This is a genomic window from Providencia sp. PROV032 (assembly GCF_028484875.1).
GTDB lineage: Bacteria > Pseudomonadota > Gammaproteobacteria > Enterobacterales > Enterobacteriaceae > Providencia > Providencia rettgeri_E.
Genome location: NZ_JAMPSX010000018.1, coordinates 20,533 through 37,548, shown reverse-complemented (window position 1 = coordinate 37,548; position 17,016 = coordinate 20,533). Strand labels below are relative to the sequence as shown.

Here is a 17,016-nt window from a genome sequence, read left to right as displayed (position 1 = left end):
TTTTTCCATATTTTTTTCCGTTCGCTCAGCTTTCCATCAAATTTGACTTAGATAGCTAGTTTTTCCAGCGTTTTGAACCCTTCTGCTTTGAGAACAGGCTGTAATCCTTTTGCGTTGTCATCCATTAATAAGCAATATGCGAAGTTTTCTTCCTCTGAACTGGCGATTTCTTCTTGATTATTAATGAGCCAAACGGTTCTTCTGGCAATTGCAGAACCTGAATCAATAAATCGAGTTCCATTTGGTAGCACTTTTTCGAGTTCTTCTATTAATAAAGGAAAATGTGTGCAACCCAAAATAACGGTATCAGGCGGCTCTGGCATTCGAATCCATGGCCTAACAGTTTGAGCGACTTCATCGAGTGGTAAGGTTTCCCCATGTAACTTTCTTTCTGCGAGTTGAACTAATTCCGCAGAACCGAGGGAAATCACTTTACAGTCTGTAGCAAACCGTTCGATCAGCTCTTTGGTGTATTCACGGTTTACAGTGCCTTTCGTCGCCAATAAACCCACCACGCCATTACGCGTTAACTTGGTTGCGGGTTTAATGGCTGGAACAACCCCAACAACTGGGAACGTAAAATGCGCTCTTAAATTAGGGAGGCTGACCGTACTTGCGGTATTACACGCAATAATCGCAATGGTTAAAGGATGGTTTGCAGCTATTGCATTTACGATTTGATAGACCCTATCAATAATAAACTCTTCACTTTTTTCACCATAGGGAAAAGCTTCATTATCGAATGCATAGATATAGTGTGCATTCGGGATCAATTTTTTGACTTCACGGTAAACAGATAACCCGCCCACTCCAGAGTCAAACACTAGAATGGTCGGGCGAACAGATAGGTTGTTATCAGAAGTTGTAGCTTCCTGTAAGGAAATATTCTCTTCCAGCGGTGCGATAACCATACGCGGTCTCATAGTCTTTATCGAACATATTAGCTATTTTACCACGAATTGTGAGATGTGAAGTGATTGGATATGCAGCGGTGAGATCCCAGATGCTAACGCCGCCGACTTTAGTGCGTTGATAAGTTTCATTGGTATCATAACGACTGCCTATATATTGGTAAGTCAACCCCATATCTACAGCAGCAATGTTCCAATCTAGCTGGTATTTGACTTGTTGTTTTGCTCTACGATTAAGCACTTTATTTGTTTTTTCATTTCTTGGGTCTAGATACTGTAGCGTGAGTTGATGACTAAATAGGCCTGTTTGTAATTCACCATTCCACTCGACACCTTTAATCTTTGCCTTACCAATATTGTTATAAGAACTAGCATAAGTCACTGGATCTGTAGTGAAATCAATCAGATTAGTTATCTCATTTTCATACCCAGTCAATTGCCAAAATAATAACCCTGTTTCACCTTCTAAACCTATTTCCCACTGCTTACTTTCTTCTGGTTTTAAATTTGGATTTCCTTTAATGTTCCATGCAACATTATCCGTATAAAGCTGACCTAAATTAGGGGCTTTATACGCTGTAGCGTAAGAACCGATTAGCTTATATCCATCATAAAACTCCCAACTTAAACCTGATTGCCATGTGGTATGCCAGTTAAATTCAGAATAGTGATCTGAACGCACTGCTCCTTCCGCAGTAACAGAATCGATCAGTGCATATTGACCTGTAAGGTAAATACCTGTGTTATTGACGGTTTCTTTTTTACTTGTCATCGTATAACCACCGGGCTCAATGCTTTGACGTTGATAATCAACCCCGGCACTGATATTTCCTTTTTCTAATCTATAGCTATTACCCCATTGAAAGTTGTATTGGTCTGATTCATCAATTACAGAACCGCTACCATACCGCCCATTGTGATAGTTGTAGTTGTAATCTTTCATGTGACTATAGCTACCAAGCAAACTTGTAGAGTATTTACCATTAGAATATTTCAGCCCTGACTCGTATGTTCTACTGTATAGCTTACGAGTGTCTGCTGGTGTGCCATCATAACTCGTACGATTGTCATAGCCATAAGCACGTGCATAAGCAGAAAGATCGGAAGAGAATTGATGCTCAACACCTAACCATAATGTTTTATTCAAAAAACCATCTTTATCAGGTTGAGGTCCTCCCCCTGTGTTTCCTCTCGCTTCAACATCAAACCCTTTTGTATGGGTATAAGCTCCGGCAGCTGTTACGGTTGTATTCTCTCCGATTTTTTGCTGAGTCGAACCGTTATAGTTTTGGTAGCTGTGTGAGCCAATACCTGCATTTAAGGTTGTACCATCGTTATCACGGCGAGTAATAATATTCACTACACCACCAACGGCATCAGAACCATAGACCGCAGAGCGTGCGCCGCGAATATACTCAATGCGCTGTACCAGAGAAATGGGGATTTGGCTCATATCAGATGAACCTGAAATGCCCGCCTGATTCAAGCGAACGCCATCAATTAACACCAAAACGTGACGTGACTCTGTACCACGTATAAATAAGGAGCTTTGTTGACCCATTCCGCCACTTTGTGAAATATCCACCCCCGGCAAGCGCCTTAATACATCTATTACGGTATTGGATTGCCAATGGTCGATATCTTCACGAGTGACCACCGTCACTGGCGCTAATATAGAAGAAATCGGTTGTTCAAAACGATTGGCCGACACAACGACTTGGTCAGCTTGGTTATTTGCACTTGCCAAAAAAGAAGTAGCGCACAGCACTGCCAACGCAGCGGCCGATAACGGCAGCGACTTTTTATTATTCATTATGGTTACACTCGGAAAATCAATTTAATTAACATTCCGCGAGGTTGAATATAAGATCCGCGCGAATATTCAACAAAGCGATGAGATGTGTGGTAGGTATCGGACTTTTACCGTTGCGCGTCAGTCTTGGACTTACACCAAATTCCCTAAACCACAGCCTATTATCGTAAGTTGAATAGTAGTGAGTGTCTACGGATGGATAATGAAAACTGGACATCTTCGCCGCTTTCCCTACAATTTCGCTCCTGATACGAATTTATTACTGTTTTATGGAGCCAAACATGCCAAACACCTTGCATACTGAAGACTACGAACAACAGCTCGTAGAAAAAACGGATCGTTTAAAGGCGATGATGGCTCCTTTTAACGCCCCAGAACCTGAAATATTTTCATCTCCCACATCCCATTATCGGATGCGTGCTGAATTTCGCATTTGGCATGAAGGTGATGACCTGTTTCATATTATGTTCAATAAAGAAACAAAAGAGCGTATTCGTATTGATCAGTTCCCTGTCGCAAGTCAGCTTATTAATGACATGATGGCGACGTTATTGCCGTTAATTAAGCAAAATGAATTACTGCGCCATAAATTATTTCAAATTGACTATTTATCGACACTAAGTAATAAACTGATTGTTTCGATGCTTTACCATAAAAAACTGGGTGAAGAGTGGATGGCCGAAGCAAAAGCGTTAAAGGCTATTTTGATTGAACAAGGCTTTGACGTGCAGTTGATTGGCCGAGCGTCAAAAACAAAAATCATGTTAGATAATGATTATATTGATGAAGTATTACCTGTGATGGGTAAAAAAATGGTTTATCGCCAAGTCGAAAATAGTTTTACGCAGCCCAATGCGCAGGTCAATATCAAAATGTTGGAGTGGGCAATTAAGGCAACGCAGAACTCGACGGGTGATTTATTAGAGCTTTACTGCGGCAATGGAAACTTCTCTTTAGCATTAGCGCAAAACTTCGAACGGGTATTAGCCACTGAAATTGCAAAACCTTCTGTAGCAGCAGCTCAATATAATATCGAAGCTAATAATATTGAAAATGTACAAATTATTCGCATGTCCACAGAGGATTTTACCCAAGCCATGCAAGGTGCTCGTGAATTTAAGCGTTTGGAAGGTATTTCTTTAGCCGATTACCAATGCAATACCATTTTCGTTGACCCACCTCGCAGTGGCTTAGATACCGAAACGGTGAAGCTAGTTCAGGGGTATGATCATATCCTATATATTTCATGTAACCCAGAAACACTATGTGACAACTTAGTTGAGCTGACTAAAACCCATAAAATAGAGAAGTTAGCGTTATTCGACCAATTTCCTTATACCCATCATATGGAAAGTGGCGTATTGCTAAGCCGCTATTAATTAGCTAAAACTCGTTTACTGAACTGAAAACAAAGATGCCGCACTTCATTCATTGCGGCATCTTATAGAAGAAAAACCATATAACCTTAGTTTTCGACTTCTTGCTCGAGTGCTAATTCCGCTTTTTCTTTCTTACGTGCTTTCCAGCTTGAATACATCCACAATGCAATAATGACAATAAAGGTTGCAGGGATAAAGTTAGAACCTATTTCAGGGTTTTGAACACGCAAAATCGCGGCATAGCCAAATAACCCAATAAAAAAACTACCTGCAACAAATTTTGGCAGCCCTATCGGCATGGCTTGATGCAAATAGCGTTGGTGTAAACAATATACCGCCAATATCAAGGTTAAAATTGGGAAAAATGAAAAGTCGACCAACGAGTTAAACAACGTTGAAAACGTCCCATGGGTTGCAAGGCCAATCACAAAGGCTAGCAATAGTGTGCTTCTTTCATAACTTTTTTGATCCGTCATTGATTCTCCTTATTATTTAGTGAGATCTGGGGCAATTTGATTTTGTTTTTCCTGTTCCCGGCGGTACCAGTAGTAGGCACCTTTCGCTATCATTCTTAACTGTAATACCAGCCGTTCTTCGAGATTTCTGCGTTTTTCTTCATCGATATCAAGCGCTTCAGCACCTGCGCTAAAGACAATCGTAACCATCGCCTCTGCTTGCATTTCAGTAAAATGGCGAGGCATACGGCTTTCCAGTTCAAGGTAATCGGCCAATTCCGCAATAAAATGTTGAATTTCCCGAGCGACCGCTGCACGAAACTCAGCAGATGTTCCCGAACGCTCCCGCAATAATAACCTAAAGGCGTTAGGGTTATTACCAATAAACTCCATAAAAGTTGAGACTGATGTACGGATCACACTCCCGCCTTTTGCAATACGCTGCCTTGCTTGGCGCATTAGCTGGCGTAACATCAAGCCACTTTCGTCGACCATCGTCAGCCCGAGTTCATCAACGTCCTTGAAATGACGGTAAAATGAAGTCGGTGCAATCCCAGCTTCACGCGCAACTTCCCGTAAACTGAGGCTAGTAAAACTCCGTTCAGCGCTTAATTGGCTAAATGCGGCTTCGACGAGTGAACGCCGAGTTTTTTCTTTTTGTTTTGCTCTAACGCCAATAGTGTTGCTCACGGTGATCCTAATTTCTTATCATAAAAGGTAAATGTAATAAGCATTACTCTTCGCCTAGCATACCTGAAATTTATGCATCTAGTTCAGAGAAAAATCGACTCTAGCGACAAATTACGCATTTTCAGAATTTCGCTTACCTAGGCCGTGTTTCCCTTCACCGCTTTCTTATATATAGAAGCAATCAATTTTCCCCTCTACCCTACCCGAACCGCAAAAAATAGATTTACCAAAAATGCACTCAATTTTCTGGCTTTCTTTTATAAAATAATTCCTCTCAGCATTTTGAATTGAGAGAAGGCGGCAAAATAAGTGAGTCCCTAGAGGCATACATAAGTATGTGACTAAGGTGAATAAGTGTAGCCAACGCTATATCAATTTGAAAGACGACGAGGAAATTAGGTGAAATAACCAACTAATGATAACATCTTGTTGTCATTTTGTTTTAGAGCAGGTCTTACCTCATGCAACTTACCCATTTTGATGCAATAGTCATTGGTTCCGGTCCTGGTGGTGAAGGCGCCGCCATGGGGCTGGTGAAACAAGGAAAAAACGTTGCTGTTATAGAACGTTATAATAATGTCGGCGGAGGCTGTACCCACTGGGGAACGATCCCCTCAAAAGCCCTCCGTCATGCAGTTAGCCGTATTATCGAATTCAACCAAAACCCTCTTTATAGTGATAACTCCCGTAGCTTGAGCTCCTCTTTTTCTGAAATTCTTCGACATGCTGAAACGGTAATTAGTCAACAAACACGCATGCGCCAAGGGTTTTACGAACGTAATGGTTGCCAAATGTTTTCTGGGGAAGCCACCTTTATCGATGAGCAACATATCAGTGTTCGTTACGCGGATGGTAGTTGTGACGTCTTAAGCGCAGATAAAATCGTGATTGCCACAGGCTCTCGCCCTTACTGCCCTTCCGACGTTGATTTCAACCATTCTCGAATCTACAACAGTGACACTATTCTCAACCTGACTCACGAGCCGCGCCATGTGATTATTTACGGTGCCGGTGTGATCGGTTGTGAATACGCCTCTATTTTCCGTGGATTAGGAGTTAAAGTTGATTTAATCAATACCCGCGATCATCTTTTGGCCTTTCTTGACCAAGAAATGTCAGATGCCTTGTCGTATCATTTTTGGAATAGTGGCGTTGTTATTCGTCATAATGAAGAATATGAAAAAATCGAAGGGGTCGAAGACGGTGTCATCGTCCACCTGAAGTCGGGTAAAAAAGTCAAAGCTGACTGTTTACTGTATGCGAACGGAAGAACTGGCAACACTGATAGCTTAGGTCTCGCTAATGTAGGAATAGAGTCTGACGGCCGCGGTTTAATTAAAGTCAATAAAGCATATCGCACCACAAATGAACATATTTATGCTGTTGGTGATGTTATCGGTTATCCAAGTTTGGCCTCTGCGGCCTACGACCAAGGCCGAATTGCAGCCCGGGCCATTGGTGGTAGTTTAGGTGATGCGCATTTAGTAGAAGATATACCAACAGGGATTTACACCATCCCTGAAATTAGCTCAGTGGGCAAAACCGAACAAGAATTGACGGCTATGAAAGTGCCTTATGAAGTCGGCCGCGCGCAGTTTAAACATTTAGCACGTGCACAAATTGCAGGTATGAATGTCGGTAGTTTGAAAATATTATTCCACAGAGAAACGTTACAAATATTAGGCATTCACTGTTTCGGTGAGAGAGCAGCTGAAATTATCCATATCGGCCAAGCTATCATGGAACAAAAAGGTGAAGGTAATACCATAGAATATTTCGTGAATACGACGTTCAATTACCCGACGATGGCGGAAGCTTTCCGTGTTGCGGCTTTAAATGGTTTGAATCGACTATTTTAATTCTTTTGTGATTTATGGTTGCCAATAACCTGGCAACCATCATCAACTAAAAAGTAATATTGCTGCTTTAATCTCTAAACTTTATTTTTATAATAGTTATCCATTGAGTTATAGATGGTCTCCGCTAATTGTTCATAGCGCCCACGTAGCGGTGAACCCGGGCGATAAACCAATACAATTGTACGTTTCGGCTCAGGCTCAATACAATTCAAATAACATACCCCATCACGACAAGCTTCATTTGGTACCGATAAATCAGGTAAAAGTGTAATCCCACTCCCTGCAGCCACCATATTTCTTAACGTTTCTAAGCTCGTTGCTCTGAAGTGTGTATCTTCTTTAGCGCCGGCTTGAAAGCAGAAACCCATCGCTTGGTCACGTAAACAGTGGCCATCTTCTAACATTAATAACTTTTCACCTGAAAGTTCGCTCATTTCAATCGTATCGCGATCATGCCATGGGTGACTTTCATAAATAGCCAGTTTCATAGGTTCTTCAAATAACGGTACGACAATAAAAGGTTCCGTTTCTTTAACTTCCGCCAAAATAGCGCAATCTAATTTACCGCTGTCTAACTGGGCTAATAATTGCTGAGTTTGCGCTTCATGCAAATAGATTTCTAATTTCGGGTGAGCTTGGTGCAATTGCGGAATAATATGAGGTAATAGGTATGGTGCAACGGTTGGAATTAAACCAATATGTAATGGGCCCGACATACTTTCCCCTTGGAGAGCAGCCATTTCTTGTAATACTTTAATTTCACGCAAAATAGTACGAGCTTGTTCAACCAATAATAAACCTTGTTGAGTAAAAAGAACTTTGCGACTGGTTCTTTCTAGTAGCATGACACCAAGTTCTTCTTCTAATTTACGAATTTGGCCACTAAGAGTAGGTTGGCTAACATGACAGGAATCCGCAGCACGTCTAAAGTGTTTATGTTCGGCGAGCGCGACGAGGTACTCTAAATCTCGAATATTCATATTTCTTTTCCTTTCGTGAATTCTCTGTCAAACCAAAGATAGATAATACCAATCACTATATCGATATTGTTTTGTTTTATCTATTAATAAATTGAAAAATGGCGAAAAACCTTCATTTTTTGAACAACGATCGCAATAAAACGAAATGAAATGTAACATTTAGAAATAAATCACATCTCCCGAATTGTCATTTAAAATTGATAGTAGTTAATTAATGATTAAATTTATTTATCATAAATACCTCCGCATAACATGCTAAACAAAGACGCCAACCACGTTTTTTAGATATAAACATCTGAAAATCGCCTCTTGGCGTGGCTAAGCAAAGTCTTACTACCTATCCCAAATATGAAAACAACGCATATCGATATTAATAGATTAAGTGTATGACAAAAAGCATAGGTTTATCTAATCAACCCGGAAACTATGAATTCAAATAAGTAGGTAATTTGAGTAATACTGGGCTCATCAAAGTAGAGTATCAGTAATTGTTTCACCATCACTTCCATTAGGGCTTTTCGGAGTCCTTTTTATTATTACTCACAAAGAGGGTTATTGAAATTCAGTCATAATAGCTATTTTGGCTGATGAATAACCCCATTAAATATATCCTCACATACTCATCATTATATTCGCATCTAATAGAAGAAACATTTTGTTATATTTTCTTTCATTCTCTATTAAAGTTTGTAAGTTTTCATATAAAAGTAAATATAAATGATTGCCTCATTTTCCCATCCCCTATTCTAAGTATTATTACAGCTTGATAACAGCAAGAAAAAACATAGAGAATGCAACCGTCATAAATCATATAACAACTTAACAGGTGGAATAAAAAACCACAATAAAGATAAAGCTAAGATTATTTCACTAGCAAAATGCAATCCTATAAATTTAAATCACAATGGAAGGCATTATGTTTTATTTATATTTTTAAACATTTCCTTTTTTAATTTTACACCTAAATCGCGTTTTTCAATTTATAATCTTTTCATCGAAAACATCAGGGAATACAGATTCACTATTATAATTTTCATTTAAGACCACACATATCTAATTTAAACATACAGCAAGTTGATTAATCAAAAATCAACAACGGGATACTATTATGAAAAATTCATTATCAAATATTCAAAAATTCGGTGTTCGCTCGCTCACTGCATTATTATTCGTTACCGCTGGCGCATCGATTAATGCCTATGCGAACAATGACCAACAAAATGGCGTTATTAATTTTTCTGGTGCGGTGGTATTCCCGCCTTGTTTTAATGATATCACTGACAAACACGTCACTTTAAACTGCTTAAATAACCAGTCTGATATGGTTGCCAACAAAATGAATTTAAATGACGTCAAAAACACACAAGGGTGGAAAGTGATTAATGATGGAAGAGGAGAGTATTCATATAACTGGGTGAATGAAGAAAAACAACTCGGAATGCTAACCATTAAATATATTTAAAAACAAACGCGTTATGGGGATCGGGGTAGTCATGCTACCCCCCATTTTATCTTCTACAGGCAATCACAGCCCTAATCGAGTTTTTGCTTCCATAATGGCTTTTGCCACTTGCTTCTGAGAAACCCCACCTTTTGCTAATCGTTTATCTAAACAAGACTGCAGCGATAAAATTTCATAAACATCCAATTGAATAGTATCACTGAATTTTTGCAATTCACTGAGTGCCATTTCCTCTAAAGCTTTACCTTGCCCAATTGCGGCGACAACGGCTTCACCCACAATATGATGCGCTTCACGGAATGGGACACCTTTAGCAACGAGGTAATCAGCGAGTTCGGTTGCATTCGCATAACCTTGTTTTGCTGCATCTTCACAACGACTACGACGAATTTGAATACCATCAAGAACCAGCGCAGCCATGTGCATGCAATCTAACCAAGTATCGAGTGCATCAAATAACCCTTCTTTGTCTTCTTGCATATCTTTGTTGTAAGCAAGAGGAAGTCCTTTTAGCGTCATCATCATACCTGTCAGTGCACCTTGGACACGCCCACATTTTCCGCGGATCAATTCCAATGCATCAGGGTTTTTCTTTTGTGGCATTAATGATGAACCGGATGTTACTTTGTCTGATAATTCGACAAAACCCGCTTCGCCACTATTAAAGAAAATTAAATCTTCCGCAAAACGAGATAAATGAACCATACCGATACTTGCGTTTGATAATAATTCAAGAACATGGTCTCTGTCTGAAACTGTATCCAAGCTATTGCGCGTTGCCGAAGCGAAACCTAACCAAGATGCGAGCTGTTCGCGGTCAATATCGTAAGCTGTACCTGCCAGCGCGCCACACCCTAATGGGCTGACATCCAACCGTTTTAATGTATCTTGTAAACGACTTTCATCCCGCGCTAACATTTCGCTGTAGGCTAAACACCAGTGTGCAAACGTCACCGGCTGTGCGCGCTGCAAATGGGTATAACCTGGCATCACCGCGTCTTGGTTAGTTTCTGCGGTAATGACCAACGCTTTTTGTAATTCTGTCACCGCTTCAAGTAATAATGCGACTTGGTCTTTACACCACAATTTTAAATCTGTCGCCACTTGGTCGTTACGGCTGCGGCCAGTATGCAGTTTTTTGCCTAAATCACCCACTTTATCAATCAGTTTGCCTTCCACCCAACTGTGAATATCTTCCGCATCACTTTGCAGGATCATTTCAGGGTTATCTTGTACTTCTTTCAGTAAGATATTGAGCGCTTGTTCTAAAGTTTGTTGTTCGCTATCAGACAATACACCCACTGTGACCAGTGATTTTGACCATGCGACTGAGCCGATAATATCTTGCTGCGCTAAGCGATAATCGAAACGTAATGAATCATTAAACTGTTTGAACCGTTGATCCGCTTGTTGACTAAAACGCCCACCCCAAAGTGCCATAACTAATCCCTACCTGATTGATAAAATAAGTTTTTAACCCCGGCAGCGGCCTTGGCTGCCGGGAGACTACTATTTGATTTATTTCGCTTTGTTTTGTTCTTTCAGCGCACGGATACGTGAAGAAAGTGAATAAAGACGAATAAACCCACCAGCATGACTGTGGTCATAAACTTCATCTTCACCAAACGTCGCAAATTCTTCTGAATACAGGCTCTTATCTGCTTTTTTCTGGATTGCAGTTACTTGCCCTTTATATAATTTCAGAACAACTTCACCAGTCACATCTTGCGCTAATGATTCAGCAGCAGCTTGCAGTGATTGACGTAATGGGGCAAACCAACGGCCATCATAAACCACATATGACATTTCTAAGCCGAGTTGCTCACGCCATTTGTAGCTGTCACGGTCAAGCACCAGTTGTTCAATACCACGCAGTGCCGCCATCATGATGGTGCCTCCCGGGGTTTCATAGCAACCACGAGATTTCATCCCCACTAAACGGTTTTCAACGATATCGATACGGCCTACTCCGTGTTTTGCACCTAAGGTGTTTAATGTTTCTAAACAACCGAGTGGAGACAATGCTTGGCCATTTACCGAAACAACTTCGCCATGTTTGACACCAACAGTCACTAATTCAGCTTCATCTGGTGCATCTTGCGGGTCGACAGTCCATACCCAGCAATCTTGATTCGCCGCATTCCATGTGCTTTCTAAAACGCCACCTTCAGTAGAAATGTGCCATGCGTTTTCATCACGGCTATAGATTTTTTCAAGACTAGCTGTTGTTGGAATATTACGCTCTTTCAGATAATCGAGCAGCGCTTCACGGGAACGTAAATCCCACTCACGCCACGGTGCCACCACTTGTAACTGTGGAGCTAGAGCCGTATAAGTGCTTTCGAAACGGACTTGGTCATTCCCTTTACCCGTTGCACCATGAGCAACAGCATCCGCGCCCACTTTCAGTGCAATTTCTACTTGTGCTTTCGCGATGATAGGGCGAGCCATTGACGTACCTAATAAATAGCTACCTTCATATAATGCCCCCGTTTTTAATACAGGGTAGATATACTCTTTGATGAACTCTTCACGTAAATCAACTACATAGCATTCAGATGCACCTGATTGCAGAGCTTTTTTCTCTACGCCCACTAAGTCTTCACGATCTTGCCCTACATCCGCAACGAAGGCTACGACTTCGCAATCATCATAGTTTTCTTTTAGCCATGGAATAATTGCTGATGTATCCAGACCGCCTGAATATGCTAATACAATCTTTTTAATGCCCTTTTTCATAACGTACCTATCCGCTCAATTAATATGGTTATTCCATGGCTCATTTATGATGCCAAGATCCGAGTTCCAATTGCTGTTCCATTGAACAGCTCGGGAAGTTGTTCTGCATGACGCCAGCTTGCAATATCAACAGAACGTTGCAAAGCCGCCGCCGCGTCTAATGCCGCATTGACCTTCACAATCATTCCATCAGTAATAATTCCCTGCTCAATGAGCATTTGCGCTTTTTGCGTCGTCATTTCGTCAATTTTTTGGCCTTTACCATCTAAAATACCGCTTACATCAGACAGTAAAACGAGATCTGCGTTTAATGCTTGGGCGATAGCGGTTGCGGCTTGATCCGCATTTACGTTCATCAGCTCACCGCCAGAGGTGATACCAATAGAGCTAATAATGGGTAAATAACCCGCCCCCAACAATAATTTCAATAACTTCGCATCGCCAGGTTTGGCATCACCAACATGGCCTAATTCTTCATTTAATTGTGTCACTGTGGCACTTTGACCATCACCGAGAGAAAGCCCTACAGCCGGAAGTTGATACTTTGTTGCCCATGCCAATAATGTTTTATTCGCCGTACCTGCTAATGCCCCTGTAATGATATCGATTTGGTCTGCAGGTGTGACTCGTAACCCCTGCTTTTTAACGACAGGTAATTGCAGTTTTTGCATCAATTCATCAACTAAACAGCCACCGCCATGCACAATCACCAACTCACGTTGATGGGCTTGGCGATAGGTTTGGATTGCTGTAAACAATTTTTCCAGCGCTTCAACGCTATCAAGTAACACACCGCCCAGTTTAATGACTAAGGGTTGCATGGGTTGTCCTTATTAAAGTAATGACTGAGTTTCATTAAAACCAAAACGAATATTCATGCACTGAACGGCTTGTGCTGCCGCACCTTTGAGTAGGTTATCTTCTGTACCGACTAAAATCAGGTGTTCACCATTCAATACATAGCCAATATCACAAAACGGTGTCCCTACTACCGATTTCAATGCAGGAACACCTTTTTCATATAGCCGCACTAACGGTTTATTTTGATAGGCATCGTTAAACGTTTGTGTGATTTTTTCTGCCGTCACACCCGTTTTTACTTTGCATGTAATCGTGGCAAGAATGCCCCGAGAGAAATTGCCTAAATGGGGAGTAAAAATAACCTCTCGACCTAAATGAGTCGCAATTTCTGGCTGATGGCGATGAGTAAAGATGCCATAAGGCTGCAAACTCACTTCACAAAAGCTGTTGGTCATCGAGGCTTTACGGCCTGCACCGGAAACACCGCTGGTGGCATTAATCACTGGCCACATCGCTTCATCCAGTAAATCTGCTTCAATCAGTGGTTTAAGGGCTAATTGGGAAACCGTTGGGTAACACCCTGGAACCGCAATCAACTGCGCTTGACGAATTTTATCGGCCTGCCATTCCGCTAAACCGTAAACTGCTTGCATTAGCCATTCAGTATTTGTATGTTCAAAGCCATAGTATTGCGTATAGAAGGCGGGATCTTGAACACGATACGCACCCGATAAATCGAACACAATACACCCTGCCTTGAGAAACTGAGGCGCGATGTCGTGGCTCACTTCATGTGCTGTGGCGAGAAAGACAACATCAATTCCTTTTGCCGCTTCTGCCACATCTGTTAATGGCAGGACAGGAAGGTCAATGATACCTTTATACTGAGGATGTAAATCAGAAAAACGTTTATTTGCATCGGCACTTTGCTTCGATACCATCAGCCCTTGAAGATTAACTTCAGGATGGCGTTGCAAATAAGCGGCCAATTCTGCTCCAGTATAGCCACTGGCCCCGATAATGAGTGTGTTCAACATATGCTTTCTACCTTGTACTCGTGACCCAAACAGTTTAATGTGTATTTTTATTCAAATAAAGTGCATGAATATTGATACTATTATGGATAAAGGCTGTCAACAGTGAATATTAAATTACCTGCATTTATTGAGATTTATCGTCAATTAATTGCCATTCCGTCGATTAGTGCGACTGATTCTCATTTGGACCAGAGCAATAAAGCCCTTGTTGAACTTCTCGGTGGGTGGCTAGAAACGTTAGGTTTTTCGGTCAACATTCAACCTGTGCCGGAAACACGTGATAAATATAATTTGCTTGCTTCCATTGGCGAAGGAAATGGTGGGCTGATGCTATGCGGTCATACTGACACCGTCCCCTTTGATGATGGACGTTGGAGCAAAAACCCGTTTGAACTGACAGAGCATGACGGTAAGTTATATGGGCTCGGAACCGCAGACATGAAAGGCTTTTTTGCTTTTATTGTTGATGCGTTACGCGATATGGATTTAACGCAGCTCAAACGCCCACTGCATATATTAGCCACAGCAGATGAAGAAACATCGATGGCTGGTGCGCGTTATTTTGCAGCCAGTACAGCATTAAGACCAGATTTTGCCATTATTGGCGAACCAACATCGTTGCAACCGATCCGCGCACACAAAGGGCATTTATCAAATGCTATCCGCATTACCGGGCAATCGGGGCATTCCAGTGATCCTGAGCGGGGTGTCAATGCGATTGAATTAATGCATGAATCAATTTCTCATTTAATGACACTGAGAAATACATTGAAAGAACGATTTAACAACCCTGCATTTGTCATTCCCTACCCGACGATGAACTTTGGTCATATTCATGGTGGTGATGCTGCTAACCGAATTTGTGGTTGTTGTGAATTACATATGGATATTCGCCCGCTGCCGGGGCTAACTTTGCAAGACTTAGATGAACTACTTAATGAAGCTCTTGAGCCGGTTAGTGCCCGTTGGCCGGGGCGCTTGACGGTTGAATCCATGCATCCGCCGATCCCTGGCTATGAATGCCCAACAGACCACAAGATGGTTGCAGTCATTGAGCAATTGTTAGGGCAAAAAGCGGATACTGTGAATTACTGTACTGAAGCACCGTTTATCCAAGAGCTCTGCCCAACGTTGGTTCTTGGCCCTGGTTCTATTGAGCAAGCACATCAACCGGATGAATTCATTGATATGCGCTTTATTGAGCCTACTCGCCAATTAATTAGCCAAATGATTGAGCACTTCTGTTTTACTGAGTAACTCGATCTTTTTCCTATTAAAAACGCGGCACTAAATTAGAGCCGCGTTTTTTGTCATGAATTATTTTCCTGTTCCCTTTGAAAAAATCTCAGCGTCATAATTTCATTTAAGTATTGACTATTGATGCCGTTCTGGTAATTTTATTTTAGACGTCTAAACGTATAGACGCACAAATGGATATAATAACGTACAAAAATAGTTAGTCTGCAAATTGCGAGGTTACAGGGTATGAGTTTTTTTCACGCGAATCAGCGCGAAGCGCTAAATCAAAATTTAGCTGAGTTAGACGGCCAAATTAATGTTTCATTTGAATTTTTCCCACCTCGCAGTGAAGAGATGGAGCAGACACTGTGGAAATCCATCGATCGACTCAAAAACCTGAAACCTAAATTTGTCTCTGTGACTTATGGTGCGAATTCCGGCGAACGCGACAGAACACACAGCATCATCAAAGATATTAAAGATAAAACCGGTTTGATTGCAGCTCCTCACCTAACTTGTATTGATGCAAGACCTGATGAACTAAAGGCGATTGCTCGTGACTACTGGAATAATGGTATTCGCCATATTGTGGCACTGCGGGGTGATTTACCTGACAACAGCCGTAAGCCGGATATGTATGCGGTTGATTTAGTTGAGCTATTAAAAGGCGAAGCGGATTTTGATATTTCTGTCGCAGCCTACCCTGAAGTTCACCCCGAAGCCAAAAGTGCGCAAGCTGATTTAATTAGTTTAAAAAAGAAGATTGATGCGGGCGCTAACCGTGCAATTACTCAATTTTTCTTTGATGTTGAAAGCTATTTACGTTTTCGTGACCGCTGTGTCGCGACTAGCATTGATGTGGAAATTGTACCGGGGATCTTACCGGTTTCTAACTTTCGTCAACTTGAGCGCTTCGCCAAACTCACTAATGTGCGCATTCCGGCATGGATGAGTAAAATGTATGAAGGGCTAGATAACGACCCTGAAAGCCGCAACCTTGTCGGGGCCTCTATTGCCATGGACATGGTTAAAATTCTTAGCCGTGAAGGCGTAAAAGATTTCCACTTTTACACATTGAACCGTTCTGAGCTCACTTATGCTATCTGCCATACTTTAGGCGTTAGGCCTTAATTTAACAGGATGGGGCATACTTTTGCCCCATCTCCCCGCTATTTTTTCTATATTTATAAATATCCGCCATTTTTCCAGACATAGAAAATATCCATTAACTGAAATTGACTATTCTCTTTTTTACAAAAGAAACCTTGTCTATATGGAAAATATCTCGATGTAATATAAAAATTAATGACACTCCTGAATTTTATTTCCACAATATAACTCATGTTATTATCTTTTATATTTTAAAATCGACACTTATGTAGTAAACACATTTAATAGCTAATGATATAAATTATTTTTGAACACAAGGGAAATAAAAATTAAATTTTAAGCATAATATTTAACATTAATGAAATATTATATTCCCATAAGTATTCATTTATTACCCAATAATTTACACCCAACAATCATCAAATTAAAACTCCTAAAAAACCAAATTAACAGAAATAAAAACCACATATATGTAATAATTTAGTTAAATACTGCTATTTTTGACATCTAACTGAAAACAAAAGCCACTGTCGATAATATT

Annotated in this window: 14 protein-coding genes; 5 read left to right on the top strand and 9 right to left on the bottom strand. The window is 40.9% G+C overall.

The window, feature by feature from the left end:
- Nucleotides 1-47: 47 nt before the first annotated feature.
- Complete coding sequence (gene murI / locus PSF42_RS13350) at nt 48-911, bottom strand: glutamate racemase (RefSeq protein ID WP_272680182.1); 864 nt, start codon at nt 909-911, stop codon at nt 48-50.
- A complete protein-coding gene (gene btuB / locus PSF42_RS13345; RefSeq protein ID WP_272680181.1) occupies nt 856-2,724 on the bottom strand; it encodes a TonB-dependent vitamin B12 receptor BtuB in 1,869 nt (622 codons plus the stop codon). The genes murI and btuB overlap by 56 nt, the downstream gene beginning before the upstream one ends.
- Nucleotides 2,725-3,005: 281 nt before the next feature.
- Here btuB and trmA point away from each other — a divergent pair, with 281 nt between their 5' ends.
- Complete coding sequence (trmA, locus tag PSF42_RS13340; protein WP_272680180.1) at nt 3,006-4,103, top strand: tRNA (uridine(54)-C5)-methyltransferase TrmA; 1,098 nt, start codon at nt 3,006-3,008, stop codon at nt 4,101-4,103.
- 86 nt (nt 4,104-4,189) lie between these two features.
- On the opposite strand, the gene PSF42_RS13335 is transcribed toward trmA, so the two are convergent.
- Nucleotides 4,190-4,579 (bottom strand): YijD family membrane protein, encoded by a 390-nt coding sequence (locus PSF42_RS13335; RefSeq protein ID WP_213914534.1) that lies wholly within the window; start codon nt 4,577-4,579, stop codon nt 4,190-4,192.
- A 12-nt stretch (nt 4,580-4,591) separates the two neighbouring features.
- Nucleotides 4,592-5,248 (bottom strand): HTH-type transcriptional repressor FabR, encoded by a 657-nt coding sequence (gene fabR, locus PSF42_RS13330; protein ID WP_125893446.1) that lies wholly within the window; start codon nt 5,246-5,248, stop codon nt 4,592-4,594.
- A 461-nt stretch (nt 5,249-5,709) separates the two neighbouring features.
- On the opposite strand from fabR, the gene sthA reads away from it, so the two are divergent.
- Nucleotides 5,710-7,107: a Si-specific NAD(P)(+) transhydrogenase gene (gene sthA, locus PSF42_RS13325; protein WP_125893448.1), complete on the top strand. Its 1,398-nt coding sequence runs from the start codon at nt 5,710-5,712 to the stop codon at nt 7,105-7,107.
- A 74-nt stretch (nt 7,108-7,181) separates the two neighbouring features.
- On the opposite strand, the gene oxyR is transcribed toward sthA, so the two are convergent.
- On the bottom strand, nt 7,182-8,087 hold the full coding sequence (oxyR, locus tag PSF42_RS13320) for a DNA-binding transcriptional regulator OxyR (RefSeq protein WP_125893450.1): 906 nt from the start codon (nt 8,085-8,087) through the stop codon (nt 7,182-7,184).
- Nucleotides 8,088-9,195: 1,108 nt separating this feature from the next.
- On the opposite strand from oxyR, the gene PSF42_RS13315 reads away from it, so the two are divergent.
- Entirely contained in the window at nt 9,196-9,549 is a 354-nt protein-coding gene (locus tag PSF42_RS13315) for a hypothetical protein (RefSeq protein WP_125893452.1), read from the top strand.
- Nucleotides 9,550-9,612: 63 nt separating this feature from the next.
- Here the strand turns inward: PSF42_RS13315 and argH are convergent, their stop codons facing one another.
- From argH to argC, 4 genes are all read right to left on the bottom strand, one after another.
- Nucleotides 9,613-10,989 (bottom strand): argininosuccinate lyase, encoded by a 1,377-nt coding sequence (argH, locus tag PSF42_RS13310; protein WP_272680179.1) that lies wholly within the window; start codon nt 10,987-10,989, stop codon nt 9,613-9,615.
- 78 nt (nt 10,990-11,067) lie between these two features.
- Nucleotides 11,068-12,288 (bottom strand): argininosuccinate synthase, encoded by a 1,221-nt coding sequence (locus PSF42_RS13305; RefSeq protein ID WP_125893456.1) that lies wholly within the window; start codon nt 12,286-12,288, stop codon nt 11,068-11,070.
- 44 nt (nt 12,289-12,332) lie between these two features.
- The gene (argB, locus tag PSF42_RS13300) at nt 12,333-13,109 is read right to left on the bottom strand and encodes an acetylglutamate kinase (protein ID WP_125893458.1); all 777 of its coding nucleotides are present in this window, start codon (nt 13,107-13,109) and stop codon (nt 12,333-12,335) included.
- Nucleotides 13,110-13,121: 12 nt separating this feature from the next.
- Nucleotides 13,122-14,126: an N-acetyl-gamma-glutamyl-phosphate reductase gene (gene argC, locus PSF42_RS13295; protein WP_213914536.1), complete on the bottom strand. Its 1,005-nt coding sequence runs from the start codon at nt 14,124-14,126 to the stop codon at nt 13,122-13,124.
- Between the two features lie 102 nt (nt 14,127-14,228).
- Here argC and argE point away from each other — a divergent pair, with 102 nt between their 5' ends.
- Both argE and metF read left to right on the top strand, forming a co-directional pair.
- The gene (gene argE / locus PSF42_RS13290; protein ID WP_125893462.1) at nt 14,229-15,383 is read left to right on the top strand and encodes an acetylornithine deacetylase; all 1,155 of its coding nucleotides are present in this window, start codon (nt 14,229-14,231) and stop codon (nt 15,381-15,383) included.
- 228 nt (nt 15,384-15,611) lie between these two features.
- Nucleotides 15,612-16,496 carry a methylenetetrahydrofolate reductase gene (metF, locus tag PSF42_RS13285; protein ID WP_272680178.1) on the top strand — a complete coding sequence of 295 codons (885 nt, stop codon included), beginning with the start codon at nt 15,612-15,614 and terminating at the stop codon, nt 16,494-16,496.
- Nucleotides 16,497-17,016: the final 520 nt, after the last annotated feature.

Excerpts from the sequence above, each read along its gene's own strand:
- murI (WP_272680182.1), bottom strand. The coding sequence starts at position 911 with ATGGTTATCGCACCGCTGGAAGAGAATATTTCCTTACAGGAAGCTACA.
- btuB (WP_272680181.1), bottom strand. The coding sequence starts at position 2,724 with ATGAATAATAAAAAGTCGCTGCCGTTATCGGCCGCTGCGTTGGCAGTG.
- trmA (WP_272680180.1), top strand. The coding sequence starts at position 3,006 with ATGCCAAACACCTTGCATACTGAAGACTACGAACAACAGCTCGTAGAA.
- PSF42_RS13335 (WP_213914534.1), bottom strand. The coding sequence starts at position 4,579 with ATGACGGATCAAAAAAGTTATGAAAGAAGCACACTATTGCTAGCCTTT.
- sthA (WP_125893448.1), top strand. The coding sequence starts at position 5,710 with ATGCAACTTACCCATTTTGATGCAATAGTCATTGGTTCCGGTCCTGGT.
- oxyR (WP_125893450.1), bottom strand. The coding sequence starts at position 8,087 with ATGAATATTCGAGATTTAGAGTACCTCGTCGCGCTCGCCGAACATAAA.
- PSF42_RS13315 (WP_125893452.1), top strand. The coding sequence starts at position 9,196 with ATGAAAAATTCATTATCAAATATTCAAAAATTCGGTGTTCGCTCGCTC.
- argH (WP_272680179.1), bottom strand. The coding sequence starts at position 10,989 with ATGGCACTTTGGGGTGGGCGTTTTAGTCAACAAGCGGATCAACGGTTC.
- PSF42_RS13305 (WP_125893456.1), bottom strand. The coding sequence starts at position 12,288 with ATGAAAAAGGGCATTAAAAAGATTGTATTAGCATATTCAGGCGGTCTG.
- argB (WP_125893458.1), bottom strand. The coding sequence starts at position 13,109 with ATGCAACCCTTAGTCATTAAACTGGGCGGTGTGTTACTTGATAGCGTT.
- argC (WP_213914536.1), bottom strand. The coding sequence starts at position 14,126 with ATGTTGAACACACTCATTATCGGGGCCAGTGGCTATACTGGAGCAGAA.
- metF (WP_272680178.1), top strand. The coding sequence starts at position 15,612 with ATGAGTTTTTTTCACGCGAATCAGCGCGAAGCGCTAAATCAAAATTTA.